At 46.0% G+C, this 14,225-nt stretch carries 11 protein-coding genes; 4 read left to right on the top strand and 7 right to left on the bottom strand.

The genetic code is table 11. The annotated features are described in order from the left end of the window. Positions 1–4: 4 nt before the first annotated feature. Together BGO59_RS08460 and BGO59_RS08455 are read right to left on the bottom strand one after the other, a co-directional pair. Positions 5–1,630, bottom strand: a complete 1,626-nt coding sequence (locus BGO59_RS08460; protein WP_293683163.1) for a glycosyl transferase — start codon at positions 1,628–1,630, stop codon at positions 5–7. Between the two features lie 39 nt (positions 1,631–1,669). Further along, the gene (locus BGO59_RS08455; protein WP_293683162.1) at positions 1,670–2,674 is read right to left on the bottom strand and encodes a glycosyltransferase family 9 protein; all 1,005 of its coding nucleotides are present in this window, start codon (positions 2,672–2,674) and stop codon (positions 1,670–1,672) included. A gap of 280 nt (positions 2,675–2,954) precedes the next feature. Here BGO59_RS08455 and BGO59_RS08450 point away from each other — a divergent pair, with 280 nt between their 5' ends. Together BGO59_RS08450 and BGO59_RS08445 are read left to right on the top strand one after the other, a co-directional pair. Further along, complete coding sequence (locus BGO59_RS08450) at positions 2,955–3,710, top strand: CpsB/CapC family capsule biosynthesis tyrosine phosphatase (RefSeq protein WP_293683161.1); 756 nt, start codon at positions 2,955–2,957, stop codon at positions 3,708–3,710. 310 nt (positions 3,711–4,020) lie between these two features. Further along, on the top strand, positions 4,021–4,299 hold the full coding sequence (locus BGO59_RS08445; RefSeq protein WP_293683160.1) for a hypothetical protein: 279 nt from the start codon (positions 4,021–4,023) through the stop codon (positions 4,297–4,299). An 83-nt stretch (positions 4,300–4,382) separates the two neighbouring features. On the opposite strand, the gene BGO59_RS08440 is transcribed toward BGO59_RS08445, so the two are convergent. After that, positions 4,383–6,071, bottom strand: coding sequence for an IPT/TIG domain-containing protein (locus BGO59_RS08440; protein WP_293683159.1), 1,689 nt, complete (start codon positions 6,069–6,071; stop codon positions 4,383–4,385). A 42-nt stretch (positions 6,072–6,113) separates the two neighbouring features. Beyond that, positions 6,114–9,011, bottom strand: coding sequence for a TonB-dependent receptor (locus tag BGO59_RS08435; protein ID WP_293683157.1), 2,898 nt, complete (start codon positions 9,009–9,011; stop codon positions 6,114–6,116). A 315-nt stretch (positions 9,012–9,326) separates the two neighbouring features. On the opposite strand from BGO59_RS08435, the gene BGO59_RS08430 reads away from it, so the two are divergent. After that, a complete protein-coding gene (locus BGO59_RS08430; protein ID WP_293683155.1) occupies positions 9,327–10,013 on the top strand; it encodes a hypothetical protein in 687 nt (228 codons plus the stop codon). 4 nt (positions 10,014–10,017) lie between these two features. Here BGO59_RS08430 and BGO59_RS08425 read toward each other — a convergent pair whose 3' ends face one another. Then, entirely contained in the window at positions 10,018–10,848 is an 831-nt protein-coding gene (locus BGO59_RS08425) for an SGNH/GDSL hydrolase family protein (protein WP_293683626.1), read from the bottom strand. A gap of 324 nt (positions 10,849–11,172) precedes the next feature. Here BGO59_RS08425 and BGO59_RS08420 point away from each other — a divergent pair, with 324 nt between their 5' ends. Next, the gene (locus tag BGO59_RS08420) at positions 11,173–12,045 is read left to right on the top strand and encodes a hypothetical protein (protein WP_293683153.1); all 873 of its coding nucleotides are present in this window, start codon (positions 11,173–11,175) and stop codon (positions 12,043–12,045) included. A 540-nt stretch (positions 12,046–12,585) separates the two neighbouring features. Here BGO59_RS08420 and BGO59_RS08415 read toward each other — a convergent pair. Next, positions 12,586–13,581 carry an FkbM family methyltransferase gene (locus tag BGO59_RS08415; protein WP_293683151.1) on the bottom strand — a complete coding sequence of 332 codons (996 nt, stop codon included), beginning with the start codon at positions 13,579–13,581 and terminating at the stop codon, positions 12,586–12,588. A 191-nt stretch (positions 13,582–13,772) separates the two neighbouring features. Then, positions 13,773–14,090: a transposase gene (locus BGO59_RS08410; protein WP_293683625.1), complete on the bottom strand. Its 318-nt coding sequence runs from the start codon at positions 14,088–14,090 to the stop codon at positions 13,773–13,775. Positions 14,091–14,225 lie beyond the last annotated feature (135 nt).

The raw sequence follows: 14,225 nt of genomic DNA, 5'->3' as shown, positions 1-14,225 counted from the left end.
GGTACTAGTTCAGGAATCGAACAACATAGGCCGGATGCCGGTCAAACAGAACGATCTGCCCCACAACCTGGTATCGCTGTCCCACCAGGTTCAGCGAATCAGCGATGTAATAGGCGTTGGGCTGTTTGTGTTTGGTTATCCGAAGAATATCACCACGCAAAGCCGCAATATGAAACGAATTGGCATCGGTCGGCGAATCGTTGCCGATCGTTGTACCGTAGCTGTATAACGGATGCCCGCGTGTCAATCTGGCTGCCTGCAGCGAAGTGTCCTGATAAAATTGCCGCTTGGCCACCCGCCCCGGCAACACCAGCCAGTTGAATCCCAGGCGAACGACGACCATCACAGCGAGCATTAGCCCTAACCGATTCAGCGAAGGCCGATACAGTTGCCAGGTCAGGCCCACCAGCAATCCAGAGACAATGGCTGTTTTCCAGATCACCCCAGGCAAGGCCCGTGTGGCTGGATAGAATACAGCCGTCCAGACCCCTACTGCAACAATACCCGTTGCCACCAACCAAATCCGTTCTATCCACCAGCGAGGGCGATCGGTTGGGGTTGAATAGCTGTAATACAAATACGCCAACACCGTCAACAGCAATGGTACCAAACCAATCAGATAACGTCCATACACTTGTGGCGAAGACCAGTAAATCAAGACTGTCGTACTGAATGTCAGGGCGTTAAACAGAACAAACGAGTTCAGTTTCAGTACCCTCAGCAAGTCGCGACGGACCAGAAGCACGACCAGCAGCAAATAGGGCAAAAAATGATAAATAGCCTCTACGGGAAAGGTAACCAAGTGAAGCAGCGTTTCGGCGAGGCCAAATTTCAGGCCGGTTCGTTTCGCACTCTCTCTGAACAATACCGTAGCAATATCGCTGAACGGAATGGCGTTCCGGCTCAGATAAGCTACATAATAACTACCCGTTATCAGCAAAAAGAGCGCGATTCCCGCCAAATGAGCCGGATGAATGAGTCGCTTTAGCTGACGTGTGTACAGAAACCACCCGACCAGGGTTAACCCCTGAAACGCAATGGGTGGCAATCCTTTCAACAAAAAGCCAACCGCCGTGAGCGAATAGGTCGACAGATATAACCACCCATACTGGCGTTTCTGATCGAAATGATACACAAGCATCATGGCCGTATAGGTGATCCAGGCAAACGTAATTTCGATCAGCCCCAGCATGGAATCATAGAGCAGTACCCGCCCCGTTGTCAGGGTCATCAACGAGGCAGCAATGGCAATAGTCGGCGTAGTGTATCGTCGTACAAAAGCGCCAATCGTTAACCCAAAAAGCAGCAATGAAACAAGCATGGGAAATCGAAGGGCAAACGACGAATAGTTGCCAAACAGGCTATACGAGCCAATAATCAGCCAATTGAAAAGGGGTGGTTTATTAAAATACCGCTCGCCGTTTAGTGTGGGCGTGATATAATCGCCCGATAAAATCATTTCCAGCGAAACGAGCGCCCTACGCGACTCATCACCCATATCGAGCGGAATTAAGCCCAGGTGCGAGACGAGCACCACAACCAGTCCAGCAACCAGCAGGTACGTCCAGTTGGTCGAAAAAAATTTACGCGTATCTGGTTTCAGCGTTTGCCGGGAAGGGGTTGCAAGCATATAGGGGTTGCTTATCGTTCTAAGATTGTTCGCCAGTCACTAGGAAGTCTGAACCAGCTTGTCTGTTTCCGACCAAACCGATGATTGAACGGATTCCACCGACTCGAACGAGAGATCATTCATGCATCGAAAATGTTGTTTGGGGCACTGGTTATGGCCAATCTTCGAACAGGGCCGACAAGACAACCCTTTGTTTTCGATTAACACGTAACGGGTTTTATACGGATACATCCCCAGTTGGAACGTTGTACTTCCCCAGATGGAGTATACTGTTTTTTTCAGCGCAGCTGCCATATGCATCAGACCCGTATCGTGGCTAAACACGACCTGGGCTTGTTGTAGTAAAGATGCCGATTGATTCAACGAATACTGTCCGCAGGCATTATAAATCAACTGACTACCCAGTGCCTGCACAACGGCATCACCCGTTTCCCGATCTTCGGCATCGCCCAGTAAGACGATGGGCGCATCAATTTTTTTACAAAGTTCAATCATAGGTCCTACAGGCAACCGCTTGGTCGCATGCTGTCCGCCAATGGCATAGGCTACATACGCTAACTGGTGCGTTAAGGGCAACTCAGTTTTACTGATCTGGTCCCGATCCGGTATAAAATAATCCAGTCCAAAACCATCTTCAGCAACGCCAAGCGGCTGAACAGTCGCCATGTACCGATCGACAATGTGTTCTTCAGGCATAACATTCCATTTCCAGCGCACGTATACCCATTTTCGGATATTCAATTTATTGACCGTATGGGCTTTCGTCAATAGAGCCGCCTTGATAAGACTTGTGCGCACATTGTTGTGCAGATCAATAATCAGGTCGAATCGTTCAGCCTGTAACCGTCGAACCAACACCCACAAACTGCTGTCCAGGTAATGACACCGATCAATAAAAGGATTGTGCTCAATCAGCGATGCATAAGCTCGTTTGGTACAAAAATGAATTTCCGCTCCCGGTATTTGCTGTTTCAGGCCCCTGACAACGGGGGTTGTCAGTACAATATCACCTATCGAGGAGAACCGTAGTATCAGTACTTTCATCAACCCTGCCCATCTACGTTAATTATAACTTTATCGATCAACCGTTTACCTGCAAGCCTTTCAAATCCATTCCATCATATTCTACCCAATCGTAGCCTTCAGCATCCGATCGCGTTTCATTTCCATAGAACGATTGTTAACTTTGAATTAAAACAAGTAATTAGTTGACTTATATTAAGTAGACATATTTGAAATTAAAAAGAATTGTCACTTATATTTAGTTTACTTATTATCAAAAATATAAATAATTTTTTTATTATAAAGAGTATTTGCACACTTTATGTGGAAAGACTTAGCAAATTGGCTTACCAATAAACACTCGACTGTTCAGAAAAGCTTTGCAGACATTTGGCCCGTTGACCTACACAACCACATTTTACCAGGCGTAGATGATGGCTTACCTACATTGGAGGATACCCTCACCTGTCTTCAGAAATACGTAGACTGGGGTATAAAAGGGGTTATTTGCACTCCTCACATTAGCCAGGATTATTACCCTAACAAAATACAGCAACTGCAACAGGTCACGCTTACCGTTCAGCAGGCTATTGCGGATGCTAACCTCCCCATTCGATTCACGTTGGCCGCAGAGTATCTTGTCGATGAATGGTATTACACCTTGTTGGAACAAAATGAGGTGCTATGCTTTGGAAAAGATCGGTATGTACTCTTTGAGACGGGCTGGGCAAACTCCCCCCGGCAACTGGAGCAATATTTGTTTCTGATGCAGCTAAAGGGTTACAAACCTGTACTAGCGCACCCCGAACGATACCACTATTACCAAAGTGCACCCGAGCAACTGATGGCTCTGAAAGAAAAAGGGTGCCTATTTCAGCTCAATCTGATGTCACTGGCAGGCCATTATGGCAAACGGGCTCAGCAACTTGCGCATAAACTCCTCCAAACCAAAGACATTGATTTTATCGGCAGCGATCTCCATCGACTGACTCATTTAACGACCCTTGAGCAGGTTTTCGACCCAGCCACACTCGACTTACTTCGCCAGCAGCCCTTGCTCAACAACCAGCTTTCGTAGGGATCGATACAGTGTTTTTAGGAGTACTTTTCCACATTGGATAGTTGACCGATTCTCTCCTTGAATCCCCTCAGCAACCACATCGGCCAGGTGACTGTAAGGATTGGCATTTTTTTTGTACCTAATAACTATATGGTAATGAAAGCGTTATCAGAGCTTTTTTTATCCTATAAAAGACAAACAGCCAGATACAAAGTTGTTGCTTCTTCTGATCGTACAAAGTCGTATATTTTCGTAAAAGTTGTCAATTCGGTCGAAGTATGGCAAATTTTCATTTATTTACCTAGCCTTTTACCTGTTCTACTCATCCATGAATAAATCTACACTGATCTTTATCGGCCTCTTGGCCCTGTTTACAGCCTGCAAAAAAAAGGACGATGTTGAGGCTAGTCAGTGCTATGATTGTTCCATTCGATATAGCTACAAAGGCGCAGCGGGGGTTTATGTCCCTACTTCGAACTCGGTAACTTACGAGGTATGCGGCACGGCTGATCGTGATTCGCTGCTCAAACGAAACGGCACTTCCGACTACGGACCCGGTGGTTTCAGTACAACAGTCACACAAGCCATCAGCTGTTCAGCCCGATAATTAGCTCTTAATCAGTCAACAGTCATAAAAAAATAGCCAGGGTCGCTGGCTATTTTTTTTATGACTGTATGGAAACGAAAGGCTTACTTATCGTAGTTAGCGTTTTGCGGGTCCCAGTTTGTCCAGCCTTTCGTCCAGTCAGTGGTACCAAAAGCCCCTTTGAACGTTTCTTTCGTGAAGAACGCATCCGCTCCTTTACCATCCCAGATGGCTCCTGTCAGCAGCGGAGAACCCGACTGGGGCAGGAAGTTGGGGGCGGTCAACGTAAAGCTAGCCGTGTTGAGCAGCAGCTTGCTTAAATCCGTGCTGGCAATGATCTGGTTTTGGAAGGCAGTCGTAGTAAAGAAAGTCGTTGCCTGGTCGTTCGTGATTGATTGAGCCCCACGAACCGGCGTGGTGCAGTTAGCGATCACAAGGCCACGCAGTTGCAGGTTGCCAGCCGTAGCGTTATCCAGCGTATTCGTCGTACCAGTCTGGGCATCTAACCGCAAGCCTTCTGGGTAACCAACTAACAGTGAATTGAAAATGCTGATCGACGTATTCCGACGCAGGTGCATTCCCGATTGAAACGGACCACTTCCTTTTGCCGAAGCCGCGTTCGATGGTGTACCAGCCGTTACAAAGTTGCTCATATTAGCAAATACTGGGGCTGTCAAGGGTAAGCCGTTATTGGCAGCCGTTGCGGGGGCACCTGGGTTAAAGTTATCCGACTCAAAGCCATTAGAAGCCGACTGGTCAGCTACGTCTGGGTCACGCAGCGAAACGCCATACTGTACTTTACCCGAATAGCCCCAGTCGGTATCCCAATCGTCGTCCCAACCCCGGAAAGCCACCAGATACTTCATGTTGACCGTACCGCCAAACCACTCGTACGAGTCGTCACCGCTGTACGACACCTGGATGTGATCAATCGTAGTTCCGGCCCCTACACCGTATAGCGTAAGACCATTGATCTCACTGTTTGCTACATTGGTCAGCGCGATACCGGCAAATTCGATCCGGCAATACTGCATAACCCCCGAGTTGTCGTTCACGTCGGAGAATGTACCAATTGTACCCGGAATACCACCTTCAAAGGCCGTAGCACCTGGCTGGTTGTGGGGAGCTTTTCCAATCAGTACAACCCCACCCCAGTCACCATAACCACGTGAACCGGCCGCCTTGCTGGATGTAAAAATAATTGGCGAGTCAGCCGTACCGACGGCGTTGATTTTTGCCCCGGCCTGGATAATCAGCGTACCGCCTTTACCCTGACCCGAAGGATCCTGCTCTTTCGGAGCCCCTTTAATAATCGTTCCTTTTTCAATGGTTAGCGTAGCCCCCGATGTAACACTCACAAACCCCTGGATAACATACACATTAGCAGCCGTCCAGTTCGTACTGGCCGTGATATTGCTAGCCACCGTAATAACTGGTTTGTTACCCAACTGGAATGCCGTTGTGCTGCTTACCGTTGCTCCGCCCGTTGTCACGGCAATAGGTGTACCTGCATTCGCCGGAACAACTACCGTTAACGATGTTGTGGTGGCCCCGGTTACCTGTGCGGGGATCGTACCAAACGTTACCGTGTTGCTGGATGGCGTAGCATTGAAGGCTGTACCCGTAATTACTACACTAGACCCAACGGGTGCCGACGTAGGCGAAATAGACGTAATACTCAATACTGGAGCCGGGGTATCATCATTTTTACAGGCCGAAACGGCAGCAAACAGTCCGACACCCGTCAGTAGCAGATAAGCCCAGCCAGCCATTCGACGGCGCACTTGATGCATTTGCATAAACAGTTAATTTAGTTGAATTGGATTGGTAAACACTTAAGGAATTATCGTTCGGCGACCAAAGGTGTACACGGCACTAAGAGTGTAGTAACTACCCCGTTTGAATCGACGAATCGTTTGGTCAGCATCAGCGGTTTGCGATGTAACATCGCTACCGATTTTGCCATCATGATTGAAATCCTGTACAAACCGGACGTACTGGTTCAGCAGATCCTGAATGCCCAGCCGCAGCTCCAGCTTTTTATTGACCAGCTTGGTCACATTCAGATCCACTACGTTACGCGGCATCTCGTAAATGGTCGGGTTGTTCCGGTTGCCTACCGCGAAAATCCGCTGCCCAAATACATTGTAGAGAATATTGGCCTGCCAGCCCGATTTGGGAGCTGCATAATACAGACCGGCATTGATCAGATAAGGCGACTGGCCTGCCAGTGGGCGCTGGGTATCGGCAATGCCCCGAATATCATATTCCCGAACCTCGCCACTCAAATCAGGAGCCCGGACAATATCGCCTACGTTAACCTGGCTTTTGATCAGTGATACGTTACCAACTACCGACAGATTTTGCAGAAAGACACTCGATGAATTTGGAAATCCTTTGCGCACTTCCAGCTCAACACCGTAATTCTGAGCAGAATTGGCATTGGCAAACGTATAGGCCAGCCCATTCGCCTGGATCAGCAGGAACGATTCGATAGGGTTTGTAAAATGTTTGTAAAAACCCGTTACCGAAATTAACTCATTTGGTGTTGGATAAAACTCCCATTTGGCGTCGATATTCTGAATGTTCGCCGTTTTTAGTGCCGTATTTCCGCGAATATCAGCCAGCAGATTAAAGTCGAAATAACTGAATGGCGCTAATTCACGAAACTCAGGCCGGTTTACCGACGACGAGTACGCCAGCCGGAGATTGGTCCGGTCGCTGAGTTTGTAAGTAAAGTTCAGCGAAGGCAGTGGGCTAAATACTTTATTGGAAACCAGTTGTTCTTCAACCGTTGTCCGGGTAGCCCGAATGCCCTGGTCGTTGTATTCACCACGGAAACCAAGCGTCAAATTCGCTTTCGGCCCGAAGTAAACATCGCCGGTAATATACCCCGACAGATAGGTGTTGATGCCTTTGTATGAATCCAGCGGCTTGGTTCCATCCAGCAGCGAGAATCCATTCTGACCATTTACGTTAGCTGGGCTAAAGGCATTGTTAATATCACTGGCTTTCGCAACTGAACTGTTACCAACACTTTGATACCCATAGAACCGGGCCGAATAATCCCGATTTTTACGTTCGGCATACACACCAAACCGAATCCGATTGGGCTCCCGGTCGGTAGGGTTGCCAAAGGTATGTTCGCCATTGCCGATAGCCGACACGACATATTCATGCAACTTCGAGTAGAAACGACCCACATCAATAGGGTTCGGGTCGTTCGGTGTGGCAATAGAGAAGGTTTGCAGCTGCCCATCGGCTCCCGTAGCACCCGTTACCCGCTGATAACGAACACGTTTCCAATCGGGCTCCCAGCGCCCCGTATACCCAAAGCTGGCAATCCAGTTGAACTTCGTCAGGTCACTTACCGAATGCTCGCCCGACACTTGCGACGTCAGGATACTTCGGTTTTCGAAGCGCTCCGAGAAACTCCGCACATCAAATCCATCCTGAACACGCTGACCGCTACGCACGACCGTTTCGGTTATACTGAGCTGATTGAAGAGTGTTTTCCACTCCAGTGTAAACCCTGGTGAGAACCGGGCCGTCCAGTTATGGAGTACTCCCAGCCGTGACTGCCGTGCGTAATTGGCATCATTATATTGTTCGGCAACGGCGTTGGCAATGGTGCCGTTATCGTACAATTTGAAATCGATGTTCGAAAACTGATTGGTCGAAGCGTAGTTGATACTGGTCAGGTTGCTAAACCGAATAGCGCCCACATCGAACCGACGACCCAGGTTTAACGCAAACCGGATATCAGGCGTTACCGAATAATTTTTCAATCCCCAGGAGTTAGGCAGCAATTGGGCATAGGCAGCCCGCTGAAGTGGATTCAATGAATTGAACTCTCCAAATTTTGTAGGGAAGCTGCTCGGAATCTGCTGATCGGCTCCCCAGAGGCCCAGCCAGTTCAAGCCACTTCGGGTCTGGGTCTGTACCGTCTGAAACGTTGTATTCGCACGATACCCGAGGGTCAGACCCGCATCCATAAAATTCTGATCGGGCCGACGCTTGGTATATATCTTGATAACGCCCCCCGCAAAATCGCCGGGTAATTCGGAAGAGCCGGATTTGAATACAATCATCCGGTCGATAATGTTGCTGGGGACCAGGTCGAACGAGAACGAACGGGTATCTACTTCTGTAGATGGGGTAATGACATCGTTGATAAGCACCGAGTTATACCGCGCGGCTAATCCCCGGATCAGCACAAAGCGGTTATCGACAATACTCACGCCCGGAACCCGACGAATAGCGGCTGCCGCATCGCGGTCCTGCGATTTAACAATCTGCTGGGCCGAAATCCCCACCGCTATCGGCTTCATCTGCTTGATTTCGGTAATCACGGCCACTTCGGTGTTAGTCGCGCGATTGCCCCGAACCACCACTTCCTGCAGTGCCTTCCCTTCGGTCAGCAGTTCGGTTTCAATGGCTGTTGTGTTTCCTGACTCCACCCGAACATTCGGAATTTCCTTCGTCTGGTACGAAATGTAGGAGATAATCACCTTCTGATTTCCGACGGGTACGTTGGTGAGCAGGAAGTTACCTTCAACATCGGTCGTTACGCCCAATTGTGTCCCATCGATTCGAATTGTACAGCCTATTAAGGCTTCCTTGGTTTGGCCATCCCGAACGGTGCCGCGAATAGTGCCTACGTTTACCTGTGCCCTGGTGGTTTGTAGTGTAAAAACAAGAGAGAAAAAAAGAAGAACTAGCTTGCGGTTCATAAAGATAGTTTGGGTGTCGCTTTTTGGCAGCGCAAAACTATCTGGCTAATGTTACCCCAGGATTAAGCCAATATTATCATTGTTTAACCTGTTTTTAATCCCAGAGTGGTTGTTGTTTATTTGTTCCACCGATTAACCGACAAACTCACGTTATTAAGTTAACTATCTAGTATTCTGAGGATTATTACCTATTAATGAATATTAGGGACGTATTATGAGTGGGTTTTGACGGATAACAAAATGTTTTTCATACCAACTACCCAAAATCAGTTTCGGGTGGTGGTGTAAACGTATGTATTCAGAGCGAAACGATTCATGACACCTTACGAAGGCACGCTGGCCAAAAAACTGACCCAGGCTTTCGAGCTGGGCCAAATGATGGCGAAGTGGCGGCAACGATCCAAACAGGAAGCATTCCCGGAAGAATTAATTCTGGAGTCGATCATCAACCGGATTGACCAGATCAATCAACAATTCGACGAACAACTTCACGAGTACCAAACCCTTACGGATGCCCGTAAAGAAGTAGCCAACGGGTCAGTCTCCGGCATTCGCCAGGTAATCGATCGCGTATGGACCGATGTCTGTGATCAATCGACCAGCGATAGTGTCGCCACCTCACTGGTAAAAAACCTACATCAGAAAATTCAACGGTTCACGCTTCCTGCCTTTCCAATTAATGGGCGTAAACCCTTCTTTTACAAAGAAATTCGCCTTTATGAAGATTCTTACGCGTTGCTGGGTCAGTACTATAGCTGGTTTATTGATCTTCTCATAGTGGTAAATTTCAGTCCGCTTCATGAATCTGTCTGCCTGAATACCCTTCGCCAACAGGCCCATGAGTTCAATCGGCAAACGAAGCAGATCATGGAAGAAGCCGAAAAACTCAAAAACCTTCAACTCGCCAGAGATTACCTGTTTAAATTATTAAACCAGGCGACCGTTGCTGCCCGAGGGCGTTTATCTGCCTATAAACAGGAAGCCTATCGAAGCTATCGTTAACTAGCTAATCAACTACTTTTTTGATTGCTTTGACCAACTGGCGGCTAATTAACGCATACCCTTTATCGGAAGGATGAAGCCCATCATACGTTTTATCGATTGCCTCAGCAGGATAGGGATATTCGTCGGTTTCAGGATTGAACGGTACATCGATAAACGCCGGATATTTGTAGTTCATATAAGACCCTGTCTGCGGATTCTTCAATCGTTTGTATTTCACCAATCGTTTTAAATCCAGCCCTTTCAGATGGTATAGGTCTACAATTGGGAACTGTTCATAATGGGCTATCGAATCAATTGCCAGCGCAAACGATTCAAGAAGCTGACCATTTTTAGGCTTATATGACCCGTACGCGTTATTCTTGAAATTAGCTAAATACACAAAATCGACCCGCTGCATGGGTGTGATCAGAATAATCGGCGCTTTCGGATTCAGGCTTCTCAACTTATCGATAATCACTCGAAACGATCCATATACGGTATTCGTCCCTGTATTGCCTTCATAATCAGTAAACCGCCCTAATGGTCTACCCGACCACCAGTCGTTGGTCCCCAGAAATACTGAATATAAATCGGCTTTTGTTAGTCCTAACGCTTCGATTTGTTGCGCAATTCGCACCGCCGTCCAGCCATTATGCCCCTGATTCGTGTAGTGAATATAGGGCAATTGCTCAACCACCCTGGTCATATAGCCTTTTGTAATCCGGTTCCCGGTTTCATTCAGATGCTCATTGAGATAGGTAATGGAATCCCCAATGGCCACCCAGCTCATTTCTGGATGACGAAATGAACTGAACAAACCAATCAGGGCCAGAGAAATAAGCAATTGCCGCATACGAAACAGTACAAACATCAGATGATTGCAAAGAGAAAGTACTGTCATCGTCCACTTTACTGTATTCCTGTAAATAACCTGCCGATAGCTACACCAGGTAACAGGTAACTATCATTTGACAACCTGGCATCATCAGGCAATAGAAGTACATGATGCACAAATCATACCATCAACTGACTATCATCATAGTAACAGATTGGTTTGATGGTGTCCTTTGCAACGATAGTATCAGGCAGACTACTCCAGAAGGCATTCGCTTTTTAGTATCTATTTCTTACTGGTAGTTATCCTGGTTCATCGGTCACACTAACTATTTCCCTCATCATGAATAACCACCCTATTCGCTTGAGCCTGAGCTTGTGCTGCCTCTTGCTACTTTCTCTGCTTTTTGCCTGTAACGACCACCGATTTCCCGATTTAACGCCTAGCCGACTACGGATAAAAACTCTAACCGAGGTCATTGGTAGTTCCCAATTAGTGAGTGAGTTTTTTTATAACCCGCAGGGGCGATTAAGTAATATAAAAACCCATCGAACAGATGCTGAACGCCAGGAAAACACGATCTATCTCTACGATAATCAAAATCGACTCAGTCAGATACAACGAGTCGTTCAAACTCACCTGACCAACGACCCTCCCAGGACAAAAACCGATACATATAGCTTCAGTTATACGATAGGAGGACAAATCGCTCAAATACTATATACCAATGATGCCGCCGATAGCCTCAATTTTATCTGTAAGCCAATCTACAATTCGACTAATCAAATCATTGGTAACCAGGTTCAGAGTTACAATGGCTATCAATCCATTCAATTTTCTACCCAATTTATTTATGCAGGAGGCAATATAAAGACGGCTCGGATAACCTTTTTGCCCACCAATCAGATAAGTGAAATTGACTTTAGCTACGACAATAAGCCTAATCCCTTTTACGGCATTGTGATGCCCATTGCCACCCTTAATCTTGACCCGGTGACCATTGCGCCCGTATCCGTCTTCGTTTATCCTCCTAAAAACGACGGCATTGCCAATTTAATGTCACTTTGTGCTAATAATATAACCTCTGATGGCTATTCCGATTTTATCTATACCTATAATAGCGCTGGCTTACCTACTAGTCGAACGTCTTTTCGCTCAGGTTATCCTGACCGCATCGTCACGGCAACCGTGTCGTTTGACTATGAACTGTACTGACATTCTGTGACTAGCTTATATTGATGGCCCTGGCGGGACTTGCCCGAGCGGTTTAGTGCCTGGAATCCAGTTTATCAACGCTTTTGACACTTGGCCTAAACAGACGTATGGAAACTGCTTTTGAAGAGTTATAAGAGCCCGACCTAGCATAATTGATGTTGATTCGAAATAAGGCTGGGGCATCAAGATGCAACGGGTTTAAAAAATTGAAGGCAGCGGAGTGGACTAGCCCTGAAAAGGTATCAAAAGAACTGTGTGCGGAAGCCTATAGCTCAGCGAATGATCCAACCTTCCCAAAAGAGCAGATATTACTCGAATTTAAGAGCCTGTTTGCTCTTTCCTTAAAAGCAATCAAGGGGAAATCGCAGTGTGCCTGATCAATTTAAGGCTATACCGAGATTTCCCCATCCTCGCAGTAAAAAAAACGCGCATTTAAACCGTTAATCCGGTTCTTACAACTAATATTTATTCACGAATATCTGCATGATTCCTACAATGACAAGCTTAAAAAATCATCAGCAGTATAAGTCTATCTTAATCTTATAAGAAAAGAAACTGTTTGGCACTTGTGTCCGATAATTCAAATCGGCTTTTTTCGAAAAAAGCTAATTCATTTTTCCGGATAGAATAAAATAAATCTTCATCTTCACCGTGAAAAACACAGATATCGCAATAACGTTTTCCCTCACGGCCGCTATAATAGTTATTGAGTTCTATCAAATGTTGTTTGTTAGCTAAATTGGCAGACATGACAAAATCACCACTATTTTCATAAACCAGTATTCTGGTATATCCAATTGAGGAAAGTGTGGAAAAGATCGAAAGACCATCGTCGCCTTGTTTGGCTAATAGATAAGGATCATATTCAAAGAATATAACAGGCCGGGCTGCGTTCAAAAAGTCAGTCGAACCTCTCAATATTTTGTTGTCAAAACCATCCGTATCTACTTTGAGCAGTTTGGCCTGCTGAAAAGCTGAATGATCTTTCAAAATATCGGATAAAGCTTCCAGTTGAATTCCATTACCATCTGTGGTTTCGGATTTAGTCAAATGAGCTGTACCACTTGACACAACGGGAGCCGCATTAACAAATTCCGATGCATCACCAACGTATTTTTTAGCGAGGTGTACGTCCGAAAATTGTGCACTATTGGTCTCAAGTACCGAAAAAAAGTAGTCATCTCCTTCGATACACAGAATTGGGAAGTTTGCTACAGAGCGTAGTAAAGCTACTGTATCACCAATATTAGCGCCAATATCAATGAGCGTTAGATCGGAGTATTTTTTATGAACCTGACCGGCTATACGTGCCAGGTTACTGGAATACTGCGGATACAGTTTGAAAATAAATGGCAGGGCGTGAGAAAAAGGTAATTTTAATTTATACTTTCCAACATTAAAATCGACAAGAACATTTTGCTTGACGAAATAAGAAAACAACCGACTATTTAATCGATTAACAAACCGATTTAAAATAGTTTTTTTTGGAGGATTCACCTCGTATTCATGTACAGTTTGGGCGTATGTAAGTAGCATTTTATTGGGTAGATAAATTAGTATAAACAAGAAAGGTTAGTTTTTAAATCTGAAACTATTTTACACTATACCTTTTTATATACTGGCACGAGTAATAGTATTTACGGCTGACAAATAATAGGTATAGAATTAAATCATTTCATCTTCTAGACTATACTAATTGAATATTGTCACACAATTTTTTTCTATATTTATTGAATGTAGCGTCTGTTTGGAATAGCGTCAAGCATATAATCGAGAAAGTCGATAAAGAAGAACTCCACATTGCGAACCGTCTCAACTGACTTCTGAAGGCTTTGATCTTGCACGGCCCGTCGCATAGTTGAATGACTCAGCCGAGGCATTGGTACTGGGGCCATGTTATCGGCCATGTCCAGGGTAATCTCTTTTACCTTTTTGCGGTGACTTTCAGGTAACTTACGCAATACCTCAATGACGGTTTCGGTTTTAGTTCCTGCTACAATGGCCACGATACTGGCTTTGCCACCTTTGGTGGCCTTATTGGTCAGGATGGTATAAAGTTCGCCCTGCGACAGGCTAGTTTCATCAAGCGATAGATGGAAACCGGATCAAGGACAATACTTGTGGAGCAACTTGGATTAAGCATATAACTGAGTGAGCCGATATAAGAAGAATTCCACATT

Origin of the sequence: Spirosoma sp. 48-14, from assembly GCF_001898575.1 — a bacterium.
In the GTDB taxonomy this organism is placed as follows: domain Bacteria; phylum Bacteroidota; class Bacteroidia; order Cytophagales; family Spirosomataceae; genus Spirosoma.
Note: the sequence above shows the minus strand (reverse complement) of the source record. Positions and strands in the feature narration are given on the sequence as shown.

Excerpts from the sequence above, each read along its gene's own strand:
- BGO59_RS08460 (WP_293683163.1), bottom strand. The coding sequence starts at position 1,630 with ATGCTTGCAACCCCTTCCCGGCAAACGCTGAAACCAGATACGCGTAAA.
- BGO59_RS08455 (WP_293683162.1), bottom strand. The coding sequence starts at position 2,674 with ATGAAAGTACTGATACTACGGTTCTCCTCGATAGGTGATATTGTACTG.
- BGO59_RS08450 (WP_293683161.1), top strand. The coding sequence starts at position 2,955 with ATGTGGAAAGACTTAGCAAATTGGCTTACCAATAAACACTCGACTGTT.
- BGO59_RS08445 (WP_293683160.1), top strand. The coding sequence starts at position 4,021 with ATGAATAAATCTACACTGATCTTTATCGGCCTCTTGGCCCTGTTTACA.
- BGO59_RS08440 (WP_293683159.1), bottom strand. The coding sequence starts at position 6,071 with ATGCATCAAGTGCGCCGTCGAATGGCTGGCTGGGCTTATCTGCTACTG.
- BGO59_RS08435 (WP_293683157.1), bottom strand. The coding sequence starts at position 9,011 with ATGAACCGCAAGCTAGTTCTTCTTTTTTTCTCTCTTGTTTTTACACTA.
- BGO59_RS08430 (WP_293683155.1), top strand. The coding sequence starts at position 9,327 with ATGACACCTTACGAAGGCACGCTGGCCAAAAAACTGACCCAGGCTTTC.
- BGO59_RS08425 (WP_293683626.1), bottom strand. The coding sequence starts at position 10,848 with ATGCGGCAATTGCTTATTTCTCTGGCCCTGATTGGTTTGTTCAGTTCA.
- BGO59_RS08420 (WP_293683153.1), top strand. The coding sequence starts at position 11,173 with ATGAATAACCACCCTATTCGCTTGAGCCTGAGCTTGTGCTGCCTCTTG.
- BGO59_RS08415 (WP_293683151.1), bottom strand. The coding sequence starts at position 13,581 with ATGCTACTTACATACGCCCAAACTGTACATGAATACGAGGTGAATCCT.